The organism is Shewanella frigidimarina (assembly GCF_003797125.1).
Lineage (GTDB): Bacteria > Pseudomonadota > Gammaproteobacteria > Enterobacterales > Shewanellaceae > Shewanella > Shewanella frigidimarina.
This window is the reverse complement of record NZ_RKKE01000005.1, coordinates 227,333-247,298: the sequence shown is the minus strand read 5'-3', so window position 1 is coordinate 247,298 and position 19,966 is coordinate 227,333. Positions and strand designations below refer to the sequence as shown.

Genomic DNA, 19,966 nt, shown 5'->3' with positions numbered 1-19,966 from the left:
ACTTCTTGTTTATCCGTTATGAAAAAGAAAACTGTGTTGTTTCTATGTACTGGCAATTCGGCGCGTTCGCAAATGGCTGAGGCGTTGTTACGCAATAAAGCGGCTGATCAATTTGATGTGTTTAGTGCCGGGACATCGCCAGAGCAAGTCGATGTTCGAACTATTGAGGCTATTACTCGCTTCGGTATTGATGCGGGTGATTTAGTGTCTAAGCACCTACAGACTTTTGCCGGCAAAGACTTCGATTATGTTATTACCCTATGCGATAAAGCCAATAATGAATGTCGTAGTTATCCTGGCGCGGGTAAGCAACTGGCATGGGACTTTCCCGATCCTAAAAATCGCGCAGGCGAGCAACCATTTTTTTTGACTTTACGCGATATAAATAACCGCCTGACGATGTTTCTGTTAGTGGAGCAACAAACTACGGGTCTAAGGCCATTTGAGTTGGTGCCCGAAGCCGAAGCACCTGAATTCAAAGAAGTTGACCCCATTACATTTTATAAATGCCTTACCGATGACATTCGCTTAAAAACCTTAATGTTGACCCATTATCATGGTGAGCTGTGTGTATGCGAGTTAATGGCGGCGCTTGATGAAGAGAGCCAACCTAAAGTATCGCGCAATTTAGCCTTATTGAAAAAGGCCAATATTCTAAGCGACAGAAAACATGGCCAATGGGTGTTTTATCGTATCAATTCTAATTTACCTCTCTGGGCCAAATCAGTAATAGCAGAAACCACCGAAAACAACCTTGGGTTGATAATGCCGTCATTACAGCAATTACACACAATGCAAAATCGGCCAAATAAAGTGAGCTTTTGTAGTTAAATTGTTGTTTTAAAACGTGTTTTAAAAGTTGCTTTAATCGGTATTTATATATTTTCTAGTTGTGTGGAGTCATTTTTATGGGAATATTTGAACGGTTTCTATCGGTATGGGTTGGCTTAAGTATGTTGGCTGGGGTGTTGTTAGGTTTATGGCAACCCGGAGTATTTCAAGTTATTGCCAACCTTGAAATCGCCCACGTTAACTTGGTGGTTGCGGTGTTTATTTGGGTGATGATTTACCCAATGATGGTGCAAATTGATTTTTCTTCCATAAAAGATGTTGGCCGAAATCCCAAAGGATTATTGCTGACAGTAGTCATTAATTGGTTAATTAAACCCTTCACCATGGCAGCTTTAGGTTGGTTGTTTTTTAAGGTGCTATTTGCCGACTTGGTCGATCCTGCATCTGCCCAAGAGTATATCGCAGGCATGATTTTACTCGGTGTGGCCCCTTGTACCGCGATGGTGTTTGTGTGGTCGCAACTAACCAAAGGGGATGCGAACTACACCTTAGTGCAAGTGTCGGTTAATGATGTGATTATGATTTTTGCCTTTGCGCCTATTACTGCTTTTTTGTTGGGGGTGAGCGATATTCAGGTGCCATGGGAAACCCTGCTTATTTCGGTATTACTGTATGTGCTGTTGCCTCTAATTGCTGGAGTGACAACGCGTTACTTACTTAATCGCCGCCATGGATTGGTTGCTATTAACTCCTTTCTGGCTAACGTAAAGCCTTGGTCAATTATTGGTTTATTGGCCACTGTGGTATTGCTATTTGGATTTCAGGCCGAGGTAATAGTGTCGGATCCACAAACGATAGGCTTAATTGCTGTGCCGTTGATTATCCAAACTTACGGCATTTTTATCATCGCTTATATCGCGGCCAAATGGTTAAAACTGGCGCACAATATTGCTGCGCCAGCTTGTTTAATTGGCACATCTAACTTTTTTGAACTGGCAGTAGCCATGGCGATATCGCTTTTTGGTTTACATTCAGGTGCAGCCCTCGCCACAGTAGTGGGAGTGTTGGTTGAAGTGCCAGTGATGTTGTCGCTGGTGGCGATTGTTAACCGCACACAGCACTGGTTTAAGCATTAATGTGACCGCACTTTAAATTTATTGCAGCGCTAATATTTTACCGCTTTAAATGACTAACCGTTTAACCGAATACTTGACACTAATAATCAATCCTTACAACCAAGACTTAACATGAAGCAAAGCTTAGGACACCATTATGACGATAAAAATAGGCATTAACGGTTTTGGCCGTATGGGACGTTTATCCATGCGCGCGGCGTATGATTGGGACGATGTTGAAATTGTACATATTAACGATCCTGCTGGCGATGCCGCCACGCTGGCACATTTAATGACCTTTGATTCAGTCCATGGCCGCTGGCACCACGAGGCAACACATGACGGTGATGCTATTGTTATTAACGGTAAAGCCATTCCTTGCAGCCGTAATGTCGCTACCCAAGACACCGATTGGTCAAAATGCGATGTGGTGATTGAAGCCTCAGGCAAGATAAAAACCAAAGCCTTGCTACAAGCTTACTTAGATCAAGGTGTAAAACGGGTTGTGGTAACTGCACCAGTTAAAGAAGACGGCGTGCTTAATATTGTGATGGGTGTAAACGATGATTTATACGACAAAGCCATTCACCCAATCGTGACCGCAGCTTCTTGTACCACCAACTGCTTAGCGCCTGTAGTAAAAGTGATCCATGAGAATATTGGCATTAAGCATGGCTCAATGACCACGATTCATGACATTACCAATACCCAAACTATTTTAGATGCACCGCATCAAGATTTACGTCGCGCCCGTGCGTGTGGCATTAGTTTGATACCAACTACTACTGGTTCTGCTACCGCGATTACTCATATATTCCCTGAGTTAAAAGGCAAGTTAAATGGTCATGCGATACGTGTGCCGTTAGCCAATGCGTCACTCACCGATTGTGTATTTGAAGTGGCTCGTGGAACGACTGCAGAAGAAGTAAACCAGTTATTGAAGCAAGCTGCTGATAGTGAGCTTAAGGGCATTATGGGTTATGAAGAGCGTCCATTAGTGTCGGTAGATTATAAAACCGACCCGCGCTCAAGCATTATCGATGCCTTGTCGACCATGGTGGTGAATGACACCCAAGTTAAACTGTATGTGTGGTACGACAACGAGTGGGGATATGCCAATCGTACCGCAGAGCTCGCCCGCAAAGTCGGCTTAGCAGATAAGGAATAAGCTTCATGGGGCTGGATTCATTGCGTTCCTTATCACCATCGATAAAGCAGTATTTACTGATCACTGGTAATTACTGGGCGTTTACGTTAACCGATGGCGCTTTGCGTATGCTGGTGGTGTTGTATTTCCATCAATTGGGTTACAGCCCGTTAAATATTGCGATGTTGTTTTTGTTTTATGAGATTTTTGGCGTAGTGACTAATCTTGTTGGTGGTTGGTTAGGCGCAAGGCTTGGCCTAAATAACACCATGAACATTGGCTTAGGCCTGCAAATAGTGGCGTTAGCTATGCTTACCGTATCCACAGAAATGTTGACTGTCGTTTATGTTATGGCGGCGCAGGCCTTATCGGGTATCGCTAAAGATTTAAATAAAATGAGTGCCAAAAGTGCTATTAAAACCCTAGTGCCAGCAGATGCTGAAGGCAAGCTTTATCAATGGGTGGCGTTGTTAACGGGCTCAAAAAATGCCTTAAAAGGGATTGGTTTCTTTTTAGGCGGCGTATTGCTCACAAGCTTAGGATTTAGAGGCGCCATTATCTTAATGGCTTCACTATTAGGCATTGTATGGTTATGTAGTTTAGTGGCCTTAAAAGATGATTTGGGCAAAGCTAAAAACAAACCTAAATTCAAAGATATTTTTTCTAAAAGTCAGTCGATTAACATCCTTTCGGCGGCGCGGATGTTTTTATTTGGCGCTAGGGATGTATGGTTTGTGGTGGCACTACCGGTATTTTTAGCCACAACCTTTGGTTGGGATCATTGGTGGGTTGGCAGCTTTATGGCTAGCTGGGTGATTGGTTATGGTGTGGTGCAATCCGTTGCACCTTATTTCACCGGTAAACGACAAGGAAAAGTACCCAGTGGCCGAGCAGCATTTGCATGGGCAACTTACTTACTACTCATTCCCGCCGCGATTGCAGTGGCGTTACATGCAGATTTTTATGTGCTGGAAAGTGTCGTTATCGGCTTATTAGTGTTTGGCGCGGTGTTTGCGATTAACTCGTCATTGCATAGCTACTTAATTGTTAGCTATGCCGGCAGTGATGGTGTGTCACTGGATGTGGGCTTTTACTATATGGCCAATGCCATGGGAAGGTTAATCGGTACGGTACTGTCTGGTTGGGTGTATCAAGCTTATGGTTTAGAAGCCTGCTTATGGATATCCAGTGGCTTTATAGCTCTTGCTGCTTTAATTTCACTTAAGTTGCCTCATAAAGGGTAATCCATTACAGCCACTAGATGCATTTTTGTTTACTTATCGATATTTCACTACGGTGGCGTGGTAACCTGAAACTCTTACCGTATCATCGGTAAAAATTGCCTGCTCGTCTATGGCTTCCTCATTACTGATTTTCTTACCTTAAATTTAAAATATCTAAAAATCATGGTCTTATAACGTTTTGTTAAAGTTGGCACGATGTTGGCTTTAACTAATACATAGTCGTGGTGTGAATCGTTCGTTTTTACGATAGAGATAAGATATTTGTATCAATCGTCAGCGTAAATTCAACGCACATCACAATGTAAACCGTACACCAAGGAGGTTTTTATGTTGGGCTGGACATTAATGTTTTTAGTGATAGCCGTTATAGCGGGTCTATTGGGGTTTACCGGTATTGCAGGTGCAGCAGCAGGCATCGCGAAAATTATTTTCTTTATTTTTATTGTGTTGCTAGTGATTTCGTTAGTAGCCAATGCGATTAGAGGCAAAGCTCCCCGAGGATAGTATTTACCTCATCTCTTAATCAGAGTTGAGGTTACTTAAACAAGTTTATTCGATTACAACCATCATCCAGGAGATGAATATGAAATTATTAAAATTACTGACAATGGCAAGTTTAATGGTGTTTTTAACGGCCGGTTTATCAGCATGTTCAGATAACAAAGCTGAAAACGCAGGTGAGAAAGTGGATGAAATGATGCAAGATGCCGGTAATGCAGTTGAAGATACATGTGAAGATGTTAAAGAAGGTATGAAAGCAGAAGATCCAGACTGTTAAGCATTGTATCAATCACATTAACTATTTTATTTGTTTAAGTCGTTAAGTGTTACAACTCAAAATGCATTGTTATAGGTAGAGTCATTCCATTTAAACCAATGTAAGTCGAAGTGGAATTTTTGACTGACAGCGACGAAATAACCAGATAGTTATTATGATAAGTATTAGCCTAAGCAGCACACATGTGCTGCTTTTTTACAACAGGAGGACCACAATGCTAACCCGTATTCATATTAAATATTATTATACTGTTGGCGCATTATTGGCTTTGTGCTTATGTGTGGCGCTTCCTTATGTGTTACTTAAGGTTATTTTTGCTTGGGTTGCATTATCTTTGGGGCTGGTGAGTTCAGCTTATTGGTTTAATAGCGCAGGCATTTTCCGAAAAAGCCAAGATGGCAGTATTCCTTGGTATATCAGTTGGAGTTTTGTTCCCTTTTTAATGGGGTGCCAGCTGTATAACGCCTGGGCAAGGAAGCACGACAAAGTGCCCGTAATCCAAAAAATAGATAAGCAGTTGTATTTAGCCTGCCGATTGTTTCCCAGTGATATTGACCGACTTAAGCATGAAAAAATTGATGCGATTTTGGATGTTACTGCCGAATTTGACGCATTAGAGTGGACCTTGATGGATGAAAATATTGGCTATTTAAATATTCCTATCTTAGATCACAGTGTGCCGACCGTCGCGCAATTAAATCAAGCCATTAATTGGTTACACACTCAAGTCAGTAATGGTAAAAATGTAGTAGTGCATTGCGCGCTAGGCCGGGGGCGTTCGGTGTTGGTATTAGCGGCTTATTTAGTCTGCCGTGAGAGAAATCGTAATGTTAATGATGTGCTTAAATCCATCAATAGTATCCGCCAAACGGCACGGTTAAATAAATGGCAGTTGGCCGCTATAGAAAAAATGCATAGTCAGCAACAAATCAATATTCACAAACGCGCTTGGTTAATTGTTAATCCGGTGTCTGGTGGTGGTAAGTGGCATGATGAAGCAGAGCATATTACCCAAACCTTGACGGATTACTTTCAGCTTGAAGTGCTGTATACCGCCAAAGATAAGTCTGCAGTGCAGTTAGCCGAACAAGCCAAGCAAGAAGGCGCAGATATCATTGTGGCCTGTGGTGGCGATGGTACGGTTAACGAGGTGGCATCAGTGATTGTTGATACCGATATTTTCTTAGGTATTATTCCGATGGGAACCACCAATGCACTAAGTCATACTTTGTTTGGCGCCGTCAGTAAATTGGTGCCGGTACCGCAAGCGCTTGATATTTTGATTCAAGGTTATTCACAACGTGTTGATACAGCTACATGTAATGATGAGTTGATGTTGTTGCTGGTGGGACTTGGCTTTGAGCAGAAAATGATAGAAAAGGCTGACCGTGACCAAAAAAATGCGTTAGGGCAACTGGCTTACCTTAATGGATTGTGGGAGGCGATAGACGAAAATAAGCCGTTGTCGATAAGAGTACAGATTGATGGTGGCGATATTCAAGTGATTAACACCACCAGTTTAGTGATTGCTAATGCTGCGCCTTTTACCAGTTTATTAGCACTAGGTAATGGTGAGCCCAATATTAGCGATGGCTTGTTAGATATTACCTGGATTGAGTCGAGCGAGACATCGCCACAACAATTATTGAGTATGACCGAGTTGCTATTTGCAGGCTTAACTGGAGAACGTGAAGATAATCAACAGAGTCAAATTCATCATGAGCAAGCAAAAAAAATCTACTTAAACACAGATTCGTCTTGCCAATATGTGATCGATGGTGAGTTATTTGAGTCGGAAGATTTGTGTATTAAAGTCAAACCCAGGTCATTAAATGTGCTTGTGCCAGAAGCGAGCAAACACGTTTAATGGATGGGCGTTTAATGACGCTATGGTTCGTCTGAACCGGTTTGGTCTTCGTATTTACTGAGTTTGTTGTAAAGGGTTTTGACGCTAATACCTAGCTGTTTGGCAGTATCATTTTTATTGCCCAATGAGTTGTCGAGCGCTTGATAAATAGCTACTTTTTCAAGTTCATCTAGGCGCATACCAGCAGGTATTTGTACGTCGTCAGCTAAAGGCTCTGTTGATGGTTCCAGAGGTGTCACCGTGATATGACTCGGTAAAATAGTATCTTCTGCCAAAATATATGCACGTTCTATTGCGTGTTTTAATTCGCGGACATTTCCGGGCCATTTTTGTTGTTGGATAAGTTTAATCGCATCATCTGAAAAGGTTTTAGTCAGTTTTTCAGCAGTATTTCGGTAGGCTAAAAAATGTTGTGCTAGGCCACTGATGTCATTGCTACGATCGCGTAATGGTGGCACTAGGATAGGGAAATGCGCTAAACGAAAATATAAATCTTCGCGGAAACGCCCAGTATCAATAGCGTCAGCTGGATCGCGATTTGTGGCAGCAACAATGCGAACATTAGCTTTTTTAAGTTGTTGTGAGCCGACAGAGCGATATTCATTGTTTTCGAGTACGCGTAACAATTTTACTTGATGTTCCAATGGCATTTCAGTGACTTCATCAAGAAATAAGGTACCGCCTTCTGCTTGCTCGAATACACCACGGTGATCACGATGAGCACCGGTAAAAGCGCCTTTTACATGGCCAAACAGCTCACTGTCGACCAATTCAGGGCTTAATGCACCACAGTTAATGGCGATAAATGGTTGGTTGATTCGGTGACTGGCTAGGTGAATCGTGTTGGCTACAAGCTCTTTACCCGCACCGCTTTCACCGACAATAAGTACGTTGCTTTCGGTTACGGCAACTTTGCGAATAGTACGATACAACTTGTGCATTGCCCGCGATGAGCCAACCAACAAACCGTATTGGTCTAGTTCACTAGAAAATGGCTGTTGTTGTTTCGTCGATTGTGACTGCAAGTCTTGGGCAAAGTCTTCTAAGGTGTCGTTGATTGCGTCGGCATCGTAAGGCTGACGAAAATGATAACCAGCGCTTTTTGACATTAAGTAATCTAAGTTAGGATTCGGTTTACCTTCGCTTAAGAAGATGAACTCAATATCAGACATTAACGCACTGTCAGTTAACTCTGCGTATTCTAGTTGGCTTAATTGCGATAATTCAATAATAGCAACGTCTATCGAGTTACTGTGCAGTTGGTCTAACCAGGGCTGGTCAACTGAACTAGCAATCTTATTAAAGTGCTGACAACTCGGCAAGGCAAGGAGTCGTGCTTCACCTTCTTGACGACGGTGTAAGTGATAAAAAAGTGTTGGACGTGGCATACCGATTCACTCCCTGTGGTGTTAAGTCTAATGTTTACCAGTGATGTCGTGTTGACAATCACAAGTGATCATTCCGTGTAATTAGGTAATTAACTCAGACCCGGACAAATTATAATAACTTTAACTATTAGAAGGTTAATTAATTTTTGCCCATGTACATGGGGTGTTCATGGTTTAGTTTTTGCTTAATAAGGTGTGCTGTACCCGTATATGTTACACAACCCATCCAACAAAGTGCCAGTAAAATTATCGAATGCAGGAGGATTTACATTGAAATCATTTACTCGAGACGAACAGGCTGAGTCCGATGTATGGCTATTGCATGAGGCTATTGATTTATGCCAGGAAGGACAACAATTTTATGTCCAAGCCACATTAGGGGCCGACGATTACAACATCAAACGAATTTTTATCCATATGGCCGACATTCGAAAATGCATGCTGGATCGTTTAACTCCTTTGTTTAGCGTGGTGCGTTCAAGCCAAGCAAGGCCGATAGATAGCCAAACTTACCATCAACAATCCTCACATCGACACTATGCTAAGGCCGAACAAGTTATACAACAGCAGCCGTTACCCCAAGCGATAGCGGTATTGGTTGAAACCGAACAACAGGTCTTGGCTCACTTAAAGCAAACGGCTAGAAAAACTAAAAACCAGCGTGTTGCTAGCCAACTTGCCGAAGGTATTGCTTGGTTGCAAATGAGCTGTGACACCATGAAGAACCTCTCCGTTGCTCATACCTAGTCATATGCACGCACTAAAAAAGCGCATGATAATCAATATTGTCATGCGCTTTTTTATTGTTCGGGGTGTTGTTAATTAGTGGCTAACGCGTGTTTTTCTGACTGGTAACATAATGGTTTTGTATCTATTGAATTAGCCATAGTCTCAATATCTAGAGAGTTTATTGAATGAGAGATCAGGTTGATTTTGGCGAATCTACATTGAGATCCATTAACACCCATTGCGACGATGAAAAATTTACCTAGTGTCGGTAAAAAAGTCCGATATCGTTGTCCATAAAGTTTATTAAAATAAACACTAAAACCAGTTATTGTAACTTTAACAGTTGGTTATGAAAGTTGGCATGGTTCACGCATTGTATTCCTTGAGATTAACAACGGAGGAAAACTTTATGAACAAGACCACATTATCTGTAGTAATGAGCATTATGTTAGGTTCAATGGCATTCGGTGCAAATGCAGCACAAGATTGGCAAGATGATGCAAAAGATGCGTGGATCGATGGTAAAGCTGAAACCACACTTTTGTTAAATACTAACCTTAATTCATTCGATATTAATACCGACGTACATGATGGCAACGTGACCCTAACGGGTAAAGTTAACAGTAGTGTTGATAAGGCACTTGCCGAAGAGTTAGTTAAAAGCTTAGATGGTGTTAAAGACGTTAACAATGAGCTTTCGGTGATGAAGCAGCACAATGATAAAGACAGCAAGGATTTAAGTGAATCACTAACCGATTCGAAAGTCGCTACCGTAGTGAAAACGCGATTACTATTCTCCGCTGACGTGTCGGGCACCGATATTAACGTTGATGTCGCACATGGTGTAGTGACCTTAAAAGGTACTGTGTCGAGCGATGCAGAACGTGATTTAGCATTAACCATCGCTAAAAATACCGATGACGTTAAAGATGTAGTCGATGAGTTACGTGTAACAGGATAATTTATTCGGTTATACTAAAAACCAGCCTTCGGGCTGGTTTTTTTATGCCTAAATAAGTATGTGAAGTGGTGACTTAAGGATGCTCTTTTCTATGACCAACCATATGATAAAACCGCTGTTAAATGTCATGTCGTGGCTAGTGTTGACAAGTGTATTGCTACTATCTGGCTGTGGCAATGTATTGTGCCAAGCGCAAACTGATAAAGAAGTGGATCCCCTCAAGCAATATGAAGCTCAAAAACGTTGTGAACAGCTAGTCGATGAGCATATGGATAATAGCTATTCTGATCGGCGTGATGAAAATATGCAGTTATTGAAAGAGTCGATAGCCAATAATACCCATAGTGGTTAACCCCGTTTTATTCAGGGTGGTACAAGCAGTATTTACCCATATATTGGCTGTTTTTTCTGTTCCATCTTGGGTAGATTTTTTGCTTATAAGAAATCTGGCCGATAGTCATTACGTTATGTTGAAAAGCCTGCGTGGTTACCGCTGCATTTAATGCCGTGGTGCTGATAGAACATGGTTTTTCAAAGTCCACTACTGAGCTTAAGTTTTGTCGGAAACATATTTTGGTTGCGTATATAGATGATGGATTGATCCAGAAATAGAGCTTTGATGGGACAATTTTGTTGAATCATCTAAAGATAAAAGCGCATGTTTTAGCTTATCAGTAACTAAAATTAGCCGACTGGTCTATTCTTGTTTATCCTATCACTAAAAAATGGAGGTTAAATGAATAAAAGTGCAGCGAGTAGACAGTCAATATGCGTCGTAGGTGAAAAGCTTTTTGCGTTACACGGTTATAGCGCAGTAGGTATTAAATTAATTCTCGACGAAGTGGGTATTCCTAAAGGTTCTTTTTATCATTACTTTGCCAGTAAAGAAGCGTTTGCTGCAGCTGTGGCTGAACATTATTTCCAGCAGCGCATTCAACCTATCGCTATCGATCCAGGCGTGAATTTTAAAGCCAATTTATCTACTGTGCTAAATGGATATCATCAACTGATTGAAGAGCTGTTTAGTGGCAGTGAACCGCGTGGCTGCTTGATGGGTAACTTAATGGTTGAGGTCAGTAGCCAGTCGCCGTTACTGCATCAAACCTTGAATCAGCTTTATGATCAATGGATCGTCTTATTGAGTGCACTTATTCAGCAAGGGCAACAACAAGGACATATTCGTGCGGACTTACCGGCATCAACATTGGCGAGTGTTTTTTGGTCAAACTGGCAAGGAACTATGCTACGCTGCCAAATTAAAGTCGATAAAATGGCGGCTAAACGGGCTTTAGTGCAGTGCATGCAAATGATGACTCGTTAACACTAAGCGGTGCAGCGGTTATTTTGATTGTGTATTACGAACAAAGAATTTATATTTCGGATGATTTTTCGGGGTTTGGAGTGGGTTGAATTGGCTAAAAGATTATTGTTTAGTTGTTTAGTGCTGTTGTTGTCTGCGTGTGCGTCTTCTCCTGCTGTGGTTGTCGCACCTAAGCCCGTGGTGGTTCCTCCCATGCTTAAGCCAGAACCTCCCAAGTGGAGTGAGTCAAACCTATTGAGTTTTCATAACCAATGGAAAGGCACTCCATATCGTTTAGGTGGCCTGAGTAGAAATGGCGTAGATTGTTCAGGGTTTGTGTATTTAGCCTACCTGAATATTGTTGGCGACAAGTTGCCTCGTACTGTGAACTCTCAACGTATTTTAGGTAAAGAAGTACCGCGTAATCAGTTACAGACTGGCGATTTAGTTTTTTTTAAAACCAATCGAACCGTTCGTCATGTCGGTATTTACATGGGCAATGACCGATTTTTACATGCCTCGACTAAAAAAGGGGTAAAAATTTCGAGTTTAAATAATATCTATTGGAAGCCTCGTTTTTGGTTTGCAAAACGCTTAAAAAAACCAACAGTTGAACAAAATATGTCGATCGCCAGCCTGGTTGAGCATGTTCAGCAGCAAGACGATTTATAATTTGGTAACAGTCTAACTCGCTGGGGCGGTTTTTCGCTTCAACGCTAGGCCAACATCTGAGTTTTTTCATCGACTTGCATCGATACATTCATGTTATGTATAGCTATATAGGCTAAAACCACGACGTAAACGGACCCGTTATGCCAGACTCCAAGCATTGGACCTTAAAAAGTATTGCCAAAGAATTAGGTGTGTCGAATGCGACGGTATCTAATGCGTTTAATCGTCCAGATCAGCTGTCGGAAAAACGCCGTATAGACATTCTAGCTGCCTGTAACGAGCTAGGATATTTTGGACCCAATAAAGCCGCGCAATCTTTAAGGCGTGGCAAATTTGATACAGTAGCATTGGTATTATCGGACAGTATTGAATACATGGTGTCAGATCCTGTGGCCAGTAAGTTTATGAAAGGTGTTGCGGCCGTTTTTGAGCAACATAAAATTAATTTACTGTTGTTTTCTGGCAGCTCTGACAATGTGAATAGCGTAAATGATTTTGTCGATGGCTTTATTTGTTATGGTCGTCCTCGCAATCGTTTATTGGCTGAGCAATTAAAAAAAATCCGTAAAAAAGTAGTCACAGTCGACTTTAATATTCATCGCAGTGCTTCGGTGAGTATCGACAATAAAGCCGGTGCCTATGAAGTGGCTAAATTGGCGATTCGATCTGAGCAAGATCACGTCGCAATCCTTGGATTACGCTTGCTCGATACTCACTTAACCTGCCGCGTGTATGATATTCATTCTATGGAAATCGATACCTCAGTAGCGCATCAGCGTTTGCAAGGCTATTTGGATGCCATTGGTGATACTGGGGTTAAGCTTGGTGATGATCGCATTTGGAATATTCCTGAAAGTAATGCCGACTTTGCTGCCATAGCAGCCAAAGAAGCGCTTAATTGTGTACCGCGTCCTAATGTATTTTTGTGCATGAGTGACCTAATAGCCTTGAGTTTAATGCGCGAGGCAATCCAACAAGGTTTGCGGATCCCTGAAGATATTCGTGTGGTGGGTTTTGATGGTATTGATGAAGGCTCACGAGCTATCCCGCCGCTGACAACTGTGTTCCAGCATTCAGAACAAAAAGGTCGTAAAGCTGCAGAAATGTTTATTGCTGATGCTCATCATGCTGAAGTGTTAGGTTATGAACTTTCACGTGGTGGCAGTTGTTGATGTAATATTGATGACCGGACGATTCTTGATACAAACAGTTCGATACAAACAGCTCGAGACTATCATATCGATACCAACAAGGCGCCTAATTAGGCGCCTTGTTTACGTTTAAGCTTAAAACACACGTAGATTATCCGCTGTGTTTAGCCAGTAAATCAGTCAGTACAATGTGAGTCGATTGCTGAGATTCAACGATGTTGATATGGGCTTCTTTGGTGGCAAAATTAACGCTTAACTTGGCTGAACTGTCGCCATGCACCCAACAAAGATCTAACTGATTAGCCTGGTTTGTCATGGTGAACTCACCATTAAAGGCATCGACTTTATTGCGTAGAGTGATCAGCTCACATAGCGCTTTAACAACCGGTTTTTGCATGGCTGTTTGAATGTCGCTTACCTGTAGATAAGGGCGGTTAATGTCGCGACCTACTTGAGTTTGATTCAGTAACTCCATGGCATTAGGCACTGCCAGTAAACCGGTGTAATACACCTGCGGAATACCGGGAGCAAAAAACTGCACGCTTCGAGCGATTAAATAATCAATGTCATTTTGGCCAAGCGCGTCGTAGTAGGTGCAATTAACTTGGTATAGGTCGACATTGCTGGCTGCTGCGCCCGTTGCTTGCAGGCTTTCACCTTTGCTATTGCTATGGATGCGATTAACTAAGTTATCAATTTCTGCAGCTGTTAATAAACCTGCTTTATTGCCGACCGGGCCAGCGTCAATAATGCCAATACCGTCATGGGTGTCTAATACCGTGACACAGTTGCGTGGGGCAATGGATAGCCAATGGCTTAATGCACTGACATCTTGGCTAAATAAGCTGTGGAGAATCAATGGCGGCAGCGCAAAGTCGTACACCATGTCTACGCGCTTAGCAATATCGAGCTGGGTCATGTAATGCGAGTGAATTTCGGCAAGGGTGGTCATGCCTAGGCTGTTGGCTTTTTTGGCTAACTCATCGACAAATTCAAATGATTCTTCAATCATAAAACAGCTAGTGCCTGGTTTTTTAATGGCATAACCCGCAGCGTCAAGACGAATAAGATCGACTTTGCTTTCATGAAAACGCGTTAGCACCTTGTTTAAATGTGCCTGACCTGCAGCGGTATGCACATTAATATCAATTTGATTTGAGGTAAAAGTCGTCCAAAACTCGGCTTGTGTACCGTCGGCGAGTTTATAGGTGGTGAAACAACTCCCCGGACGTGGGCGATAAATTTTAGCTTGGTTTTCTGCGCTTAAACCGTCTGGAAATACGCTATCTTTGGTTAAAAATAAATCCCAATAAACAGAGCTTTTACCGTTGGCAAGCACGTCTTGAAACTCGGTAGACTCTGCAGACATGTGGTTAACGATTAAGTCGGCCATGATGTCGTATTGTTGGCCAATCTGCTTTACGTCATTCCAATCACCAAGACGTTCATCTACTTTTGCATGGTCTATAGGGTCAAAGCCTGCATCGCTGCCGTCAATCGGATAGTAAAAAGGTAACAGATGTACGCCACCAAAGAGATCATGCAGTTCTGTGTCTAGAACCTGTTTGAGTCCTTTTAAGTCTGAGTGCGCTATACGATCTACGTAAGTGATCAGCTGAACATTATTTTTCATGTTGGTGACTCTTAAAGTAAGTATTTAAAAAAAACTTAATCGATTAAGTTGTATATTTAACCAATATGAAACATTATTCAAGGGCTTTGTTTAAATATTGAATTCGTTTTCTGTGGGAGAAGACGAATGTGTCGCCATAAATAGACTGTGTGACCACAAAGAAAACATATAACAATAAGGTGGGAAGTATGGTTAACCATATGAAGGATAATGAGAATAACGGTAATAGTAGGATAAGAATACTCACGTATTTAATGTTTTTTATGTTCGCGATGACTTCTGATGCGGTGGGAGTGATTATTCCTGAGCTGATTAACACATTTGATTTATCGATGTCTCAAGCGAGTGCATTTCATTACATGCCAATGCTATTTATCGCATTAAGTGGGCTATTTTTGGGTTTTCTGGCGGATAAGTTAGGCCGAAAAATAACAATTTTAATTGGCTTACTGCTGTTTGCGCTAGCCAGTTTTATGTTCGCATTAGGTGAGTCATTTTATTATTTTCTGTGTTTGTTAGCGTTAGTGGGTATTGCTATTGGGGTGTTCAAAACGGGTGCGCTAGGATTAATTGGTGATATTTCAACAAACTCAAAACAACACTCAAGCACCATGAACACCGTCGAAGGCTATTTCGGTGTGGGTGCTATGGTCGGTCCGGCGATTGTCAGTTATTTATTGATAACAGGCGTGTCGTGGAAATATCTGTATTTTGGCGCTGGGGTGTTTTGTTTAATATTATGTTGGTTAGCTTATAAAGCTGACTATCCGCAACTTAAGCGCTCATCCACTCAAGATATTAATCTAGCCAGTACGTTTAGAATGATGAGAAACCCTTACGCATTAGGCTACTCTTTAGCGATTGGGCTTTATGTTGCTACTGAAGTGGCCATTTATGTATGGATGCCGACATTGTTACTAAACTATGAAGGTGAGTTAGCATTAATCGCGACCTATGCATTAACAATCTTTTTCACATTGCGGGCATTGGGACGTTTCTTGGGCGGTTGGATCCTCAATCGATACAGTTGGCAGCAGGTGATGTTTTGGTTCAGCCTAGCGATTAGTCTTTGTTACCTAGGTGCAATGATGTATGGCATATCTGCGGCAGTTATTTTATTGCCATTATCAGGCTTGTTTATGTCAATGATGTATCCGACATTAAATTCTAAAGGGATCAGTTGTTTCCCTGTTGACCAACATGGTTCGGTTGCTGGGGTTATTTTATTCTTTACTGCGCTTTCTGCTGCATTAGGTCCATTGTTGATGGGAGTGGTAGGCGACATATTTGGTCATGTTAAATACGGGTTTTATTTAGCAACCGGCTTTGCATTTATGTTGTGCTTATTGGCAGCCTACAATCTGCTTCGTGATCCGTCAGGGCATTTGTTGACCGCTGACGCTAAATAATGAACCTCTGCGATTATAAATATTTAATCTAATAAACATCTACTTAGGCGATTTTTTAATCCTGTTAACGATAATTGAACATAAATTGTACTTGCAATTTACTATTTAGTTGCTAACTTGTAACTTAATCGATTAAGTTGGGGCTTGAATTTAATTTTAACCTTAACCTTTTGACTCGCTACTGAGCTAGTTTGGGGGCTTAGTTCGATTGATGAATATATTACTGATGTTGTTATGGGGAGATAAGACAACATCAATACACTCTATGTGGGGACATAAAAATGATAATAAGCACATCTAAAAAATTTGTATTGAGTACGCTAGCGGTGATGGTTAGTTCGAGCTTGTGGGCTGCTGAAGCAGATACTGTGGAAACCAAGAAAGACGCCATTGGCCTTGAGCGCATTACGGTAACGGGTGTGGCACGTGGTACACGTGTAATGGACTCGAGCGTGTCGGTGAGCAGTGTGTCGCCAGAAGATTTAGCCATTAGCTCACCTCGTTCATCAGCCGAAGCGTTCCGTATTATTCCGGGCATGAAGGTTGAATCGACTGGTGGTGAAGGTAACGCCAACATTGCGGTACGCGGTTTGCCTGTTGCCTCAGGTGGAGCTAAGTTCTTGCAAATTCAAGAAGATGGCTTACCTATTTTACAGTTTGGTGATATTGCATTTGGTAATGCGGATATTTTCTTACGTATTGATTCTACAACACAAACTATTGAATCAATCCGTGGTGGTTCAGCATCAACAGCTGCCAGTAATGCACCAGGCGGTATTATTAACGTCATCAGTAAAACAGGTACCAGTGATGCTGGCAGTATTTCGTCTACTGTGGGTCTAGATTACGATACTTTGCGTACTGATTTTGAATACGGCACCAGCATTAATGACTCGATGCGTTTTCACATCGGTGGCTTTGTGCGCACCGGTGATGGTCCGCGTGATCCTGGTTACACCGCAAACAAGGGTGGCCAAATTAAAGCTAACTTAACCAAAGAGTTTGATTCTGGTTATGTGCGTTTATATGTAAAGCACTTAAATGATAAAAGCATTGGTTATTTGCCGATGCCAATGTATTCCGATGGCAGCTCAATACCTGGATTTGATGCTCAATCTGATACGGTTCATTCAGCTAACATGTTATCAACCCTACGCTTGGATGCTAACGGCAATATTAGCCGTGGTGATATGCGTGATGGTATGAATCCGATTGTTAACTCGGTGGGACTAGAAGCCTCATTTGATTTAGGTGACGATTGGTTAGTGGAAAACCGTTTCCGTATCTCGGATGTGAGCGGTAATTTTATGTCGTTAATGCCAGCAGAAGTGGCTAACAGCTCAAGTATTGCTAGCAGTATTGGTGGCGCAGGTTCGACACTTATTTATGCTAACGGCGCTAAAGCAGGCCAAGCCTTTGACAGTGACCTAGCAATGCGGGTGCACAGTTTTGATGTGACCATGAATGACTTTGGCTCTATCGTCAATGACATGAAATTAACCAAGACGTTTGACGATTCTAACGTCACTTTTGGTTTTTATACTGCTACACAAAATATCAATATGACGTGGATGTGGAACTCTTACTTAATGGAAGTGCAAGGTGATAATGCCGCACTTTTAGATGTTGTTGCCGCTGATGGTACATCTTACTCTGATAATGGTTTATACGCTTATGGCGTGCCTTATTGGGGCAATTGTTGCCAACGTAATTATGATTCAGACTACACCATTAAAGCCCCGTATATTGCAGCGTCATCTAAGTTCGGCGATTTATCATTAGACGGTAGCGTGCGCTATGACTCTGGCGATGCCAGTGGTTACTATGCTGGCAATGTGCAATCACAAGTGGATATGAACCGTGATGGGGTGATTTCTCAGCCTGAGTTAAGTGTGTCGTCAATTGATAATGCTAACCCACAGTTAGTGAATTATGACTGGGGATACTTATCTTACTCATTAGGTGCTAACTACCAAGTGTCTGAAGATTTAGCTGCATTTGGTCGTATCAGCCATGGTGGTCGAGCTAATGCTGACCGTTTATTGTTTGGTAAAGTGAACCCTGATGGTTCAGTTTCAGACGAAGACTCAGTTGATGAAGTAGACCAGTACGAAGTGGGTGTGAAGTATCGTTACGATAATATGTCGGTATTTGCGACAGCATTTTACTCTGAAACCGAAGAGCAAAATTTTGAAGCCACGAGCCAAATATTCTTTGACCGTAAATATGAAGCCAAAGGGATTGAGCTAGAAGGTGCTTACTACGTTGGCGATTTCGACTTCCGCGGTAACGTAACCTGGACCGATGCTGAAATTGTTAAAGATGCACTTAACCCCAGCGTAATTGGCAACACTCCTCGTCGCCAAGCAGATTTTATTTACTCACTAATGGGCCGTTATAACTTTGATAAAGGCTCTGTTGGGGTCAATTTGATTGGTACTACTGATTCTTATGCTCAAGATAACAATGACCTAAGTTTTGATGGTTACACTCAAGTGAACGCGTTTGCGTCGTACCAGCTAACCGATGTGTTATCAGTCGCGCTTAACGTCAATAACTTGTTTGATACTGTTGGTATTACCGAAGCCGAAGAAGGTTCGGTACCCGACAACAATATTATTCGTGCCAGAACCATTAACGGTCGTACAACCAGTGCCACAATTAAGTACGAGTTTTAATCGTTCATTGTCATTGCCTGAGTTGTAATAAGTTAGTTGTAGTCATCTTATTTGCAATGGTATTGGTTGCATTAGTTTTTAGAAATCCCTGTTAACAAGCCCATGCAAATGGGCTTTTTTTTGGACATTTTATATGAGTACATTATTGAGTTTTGGTGAAGTATTAATTGATCTACTGCCAGTGGGCCATTCTGGTTTAGTGCACGAGCCGATCCCTGGCGGCGCGCCAGCTAATGTGGCCGTGGGTTACGCAAAGTTGGGTGGCAGGAGTTTTTTTGCTGGTGGCATTAGTGCTGATAATTATGGTGTGATGTTGCAAGATGCATTGGCAGCACAAGGTGTTGATGTGAGTTGTTTAACAATAGTGCCAGATGCTGCTACTGCCACAGTATTAGTCAGTTTAGATGCTCAAGGGGAAAGAGCGTTTAGCTTTAATCGGCAAAGCACTGCCGACATGCTATACCGTGAAGCTGATTTTGATGCTATCGATTGGTCTCAAATTGATATTTTTCATCTTTGTTCAAATACATTTACTGAAAAGGCCATTTTCACCGCGAGTCTCTATGGTGCTAAAAAAGCGCATAAAGAACAAACGTTAGTCAGTTTTGATGTTAATTTGCGCTTGTCACTATGGCAAGACACTCGGCTGCTATCAGCTCGAGTGGAGCAATGTTTTGGTTACACACACCTGTTGAAAATGAGTAAAGAAGAAGCACTCTATTTGGCTCTAGATCGTGGGGTATCATTTGACGATTATTTAGCATTCTGTATTGAGCAAGGGGTGAGGTTAATTTTAGTGACCAATGGTGCGGAGTCCGTTTTATGCCACAGTGCCGAGTTTTCCTTTGAGTTGCCGGTGCCTAAAATTGTTGCCATAGATACTACTGCCGCCGGAGATAGCTTTGTTGCAGGGTTTTTATTTGAACTCGGCCGTGATGAAGGATATTTTACTCCTGGGCCTTTAGTGCAAAAATTGCTTAATCGAGTGAACGTTCAAACTTCTGCCGAGTTTGCGATTAAGTGTGGTGCGATAACGTGTACGACAAAAGGCGCTTTCCCTGCTCTGCCCGTTTTGGAACAAGTGCAATCGTGAATCAAATTT

The 19,966-nt window shown here is 42.0% G+C and carries 18 protein-coding genes; 16 read left to right on the top strand and 2 right to left on the bottom strand.

The annotated features are described in order from the left end of the window. Positions 1 to 18: 18 nt before the first annotated feature. From EGC86_RS16030 to EGC86_RS16000, 7 genes are all read left to right on the top strand, one after another. Entirely contained in the window at positions 19 to 831 is an 813-nt protein-coding gene (locus tag EGC86_RS16030) for a metalloregulator ArsR/SmtB family transcription factor (protein ID WP_123778210.1), read from the top strand. A gap of 77 nt (positions 832 to 908) precedes the next feature. Next, positions 909 to 1,928, top strand: coding sequence for an ACR3 family arsenite efflux transporter (gene arsB, locus EGC86_RS16025; RefSeq protein ID WP_123778209.1), 1,020 nt, complete (start codon positions 909 to 911; stop codon positions 1,926 to 1,928). Between the two features lie 136 nt (positions 1,929 to 2,064). Then, complete coding sequence (locus EGC86_RS16020) at positions 2,065 to 3,075, top strand: ArsJ-associated glyceraldehyde-3-phosphate dehydrogenase (protein ID WP_011639409.1); 1,011 nt, start codon at positions 2,065 to 2,067, stop codon at positions 3,073 to 3,075. A gap of 5 nt (positions 3,076 to 3,080) precedes the next feature. Further along, on the top strand, positions 3,081 to 4,298 hold the full coding sequence (arsJ, locus tag EGC86_RS16015; RefSeq protein WP_123778208.1) for an organoarsenical effux MFS transporter ArsJ: 1,218 nt from the start codon (positions 3,081 to 3,083) through the stop codon (positions 4,296 to 4,298). Positions 4,299 to 4,625: 327 nt separating this feature from the next. Then, a complete protein-coding gene (locus EGC86_RS16010) occupies positions 4,626 to 4,802 on the top strand; it encodes a DUF1328 family protein (RefSeq protein WP_101088664.1) in 177 nt (58 codons plus the stop codon). Between the two features lie 79 nt (positions 4,803 to 4,881). After that, complete coding sequence (locus EGC86_RS16005) at positions 4,882 to 5,076, top strand: hypothetical protein (RefSeq protein ID WP_123778207.1); 195 nt, start codon at positions 4,882 to 4,884, stop codon at positions 5,074 to 5,076. Positions 5,077 to 5,290: 214 nt separating this feature from the next. Beyond that, the gene (locus EGC86_RS16000) at positions 5,291 to 6,943 is read left to right on the top strand and encodes a diacylglycerol kinase family protein (RefSeq protein WP_123778206.1); all 1,653 of its coding nucleotides are present in this window, start codon (positions 5,291 to 5,293) and stop codon (positions 6,941 to 6,943) included. 20 nt (positions 6,944 to 6,963) lie between these two features. Here the strand turns inward: EGC86_RS16000 and EGC86_RS15995 are convergent, their stop codons facing one another. Next, a complete protein-coding gene (locus EGC86_RS15995) occupies positions 6,964 to 8,331 on the bottom strand; it encodes a sigma-54 interaction domain-containing protein (protein ID WP_123778205.1) in 1,368 nt (455 codons plus the stop codon). Between the two features lie 270 nt (positions 8,332 to 8,601). Here EGC86_RS15995 and EGC86_RS15990 point away from each other — a divergent pair, with 270 nt between their 5' ends. The 6 genes from EGC86_RS15990 (at position 8,602) to EGC86_RS15965 (ending at position 13,165) form a co-directional block, all read left to right on the top strand. Then, the gene (locus EGC86_RS15990; RefSeq protein WP_123778204.1) at positions 8,602 to 9,078 is read left to right on the top strand and encodes a glutamyl-tRNA reductase; all 477 of its coding nucleotides are present in this window, start codon (positions 8,602 to 8,604) and stop codon (positions 9,076 to 9,078) included. A 391-nt stretch (positions 9,079 to 9,469) separates the two neighbouring features. Next, on the top strand, positions 9,470 to 10,021 hold the full coding sequence (locus tag EGC86_RS15985; protein WP_123778203.1) for a BON domain-containing protein: 552 nt from the start codon (positions 9,470 to 9,472) through the stop codon (positions 10,019 to 10,021). A 91-nt stretch (positions 10,022 to 10,112) separates the two neighbouring features. After that, entirely contained in the window at positions 10,113 to 10,373 is a 261-nt protein-coding gene (locus tag EGC86_RS15980; protein WP_123778202.1) for a hypothetical protein, read from the top strand. 384 nt (positions 10,374 to 10,757) lie between these two features. Next, positions 10,758 to 11,342, top strand: a complete 585-nt coding sequence (locus EGC86_RS15975; RefSeq protein WP_123778201.1) for a TetR/AcrR family transcriptional regulator — start codon at positions 10,758 to 10,760, stop codon at positions 11,340 to 11,342. A gap of 60 nt (positions 11,343 to 11,402) precedes the next feature. Further along, entirely contained in the window at positions 11,403 to 11,993 is a 591-nt protein-coding gene (locus EGC86_RS15970) for a C40 family peptidase (RefSeq protein ID WP_123778200.1), read from the top strand. A gap of 140 nt (positions 11,994 to 12,133) precedes the next feature. After that, the gene (locus EGC86_RS15965; protein WP_123778199.1) at positions 12,134 to 13,165 is read left to right on the top strand and encodes a LacI family DNA-binding transcriptional regulator; all 1,032 of its coding nucleotides are present in this window, start codon (positions 12,134 to 12,136) and stop codon (positions 13,163 to 13,165) included. Between the two features lie 130 nt (positions 13,166 to 13,295). Here the strand turns inward: EGC86_RS15965 and gtfA are convergent, their stop codons facing one another. Further along, positions 13,296 to 14,777, bottom strand: coding sequence for a sucrose phosphorylase (gtfA, locus tag EGC86_RS15960; RefSeq protein WP_123778198.1), 1,482 nt, complete (start codon positions 14,775 to 14,777; stop codon positions 13,296 to 13,298). Between the two features lie 188 nt (positions 14,778 to 14,965). On the opposite strand from gtfA, the gene EGC86_RS15955 reads away from it, so the two are divergent. From EGC86_RS15955 to EGC86_RS15945, 3 genes are all read left to right on the top strand, one after another. Then, a complete protein-coding gene (locus EGC86_RS15955; protein WP_123778197.1) occupies positions 14,966 to 16,186 on the top strand; it encodes an MFS transporter in 1,221 nt (406 codons plus the stop codon). Between the two features lie 281 nt (positions 16,187 to 16,467). Beyond that, the gene (locus EGC86_RS15950) at positions 16,468 to 18,864 is read left to right on the top strand and encodes a TonB-dependent siderophore receptor (RefSeq protein WP_123778196.1); all 2,397 of its coding nucleotides are present in this window, start codon (positions 16,468 to 16,470) and stop codon (positions 18,862 to 18,864) included. A 133-nt stretch (positions 18,865 to 18,997) separates the two neighbouring features. Next, positions 18,998 to 19,957 carry a carbohydrate kinase family protein gene (locus EGC86_RS15945; protein WP_123778195.1) on the top strand — a complete coding sequence of 320 codons (960 nt, stop codon included), beginning with the start codon at positions 18,998 to 19,000 and terminating at the stop codon, positions 19,955 to 19,957. Positions 19,958 to 19,966: the final 9 nt, after the last annotated feature.

Excerpts from the sequence above, each read along its gene's own strand:
- EGC86_RS16030 (WP_123778210.1), top strand. The coding sequence starts at position 19 with ATGAAAAAGAAAACTGTGTTGTTTCTATGTACTGGCAATTCGGCGCGT.
- arsB (WP_123778209.1), top strand. The coding sequence starts at position 909 with ATGGGAATATTTGAACGGTTTCTATCGGTATGGGTTGGCTTAAGTATG.
- EGC86_RS16020 (WP_011639409.1), top strand. The coding sequence starts at position 2,065 with ATGACGATAAAAATAGGCATTAACGGTTTTGGCCGTATGGGACGTTTA.
- arsJ (WP_123778208.1), top strand. The coding sequence starts at position 3,081 with ATGGGGCTGGATTCATTGCGTTCCTTATCACCATCGATAAAGCAGTAT.
- EGC86_RS16010 (WP_101088664.1), top strand. The coding sequence starts at position 4,626 with ATGTTGGGCTGGACATTAATGTTTTTAGTGATAGCCGTTATAGCGGGT.
- EGC86_RS16005 (WP_123778207.1), top strand. The coding sequence starts at position 4,882 with ATGAAATTATTAAAATTACTGACAATGGCAAGTTTAATGGTGTTTTTA.
- EGC86_RS16000 (WP_123778206.1), top strand. The coding sequence starts at position 5,291 with ATGCTAACCCGTATTCATATTAAATATTATTATACTGTTGGCGCATTA.
- EGC86_RS15995 (WP_123778205.1), bottom strand. The coding sequence starts at position 8,331 with ATGCCACGTCCAACACTTTTTTATCACTTACACCGTCGTCAAGAAGGT.
- EGC86_RS15985 (WP_123778203.1), top strand. The coding sequence starts at position 9,470 with ATGAACAAGACCACATTATCTGTAGTAATGAGCATTATGTTAGGTTCA.
- EGC86_RS15980 (WP_123778202.1), top strand. The coding sequence starts at position 10,113 with ATGACCAACCATATGATAAAACCGCTGTTAAATGTCATGTCGTGGCTA.
- EGC86_RS15975 (WP_123778201.1), top strand. The coding sequence starts at position 10,758 with ATGAATAAAAGTGCAGCGAGTAGACAGTCAATATGCGTCGTAGGTGAA.
- EGC86_RS15970 (WP_123778200.1), top strand. The coding sequence starts at position 11,403 with ATGATTTTTCGGGGTTTGGAGTGGGTTGAATTGGCTAAAAGATTATTG.
- EGC86_RS15965 (WP_123778199.1), top strand. The coding sequence starts at position 12,134 with ATGCCAGACTCCAAGCATTGGACCTTAAAAAGTATTGCCAAAGAATTA.
- gtfA (WP_123778198.1), bottom strand. The coding sequence starts at position 14,777 with ATGAAAAATAATGTTCAGCTGATCACTTACGTAGATCGTATAGCGCAC.
- EGC86_RS15955 (WP_123778197.1), top strand. The coding sequence starts at position 14,966 with ATGGTTAACCATATGAAGGATAATGAGAATAACGGTAATAGTAGGATA.
- EGC86_RS15950 (WP_123778196.1), top strand. The coding sequence starts at position 16,468 with ATGATAATAAGCACATCTAAAAAATTTGTATTGAGTACGCTAGCGGTG.
- EGC86_RS15945 (WP_123778195.1), top strand. The coding sequence starts at position 18,998 with ATGAGTACATTATTGAGTTTTGGTGAAGTATTAATTGATCTACTGCCA.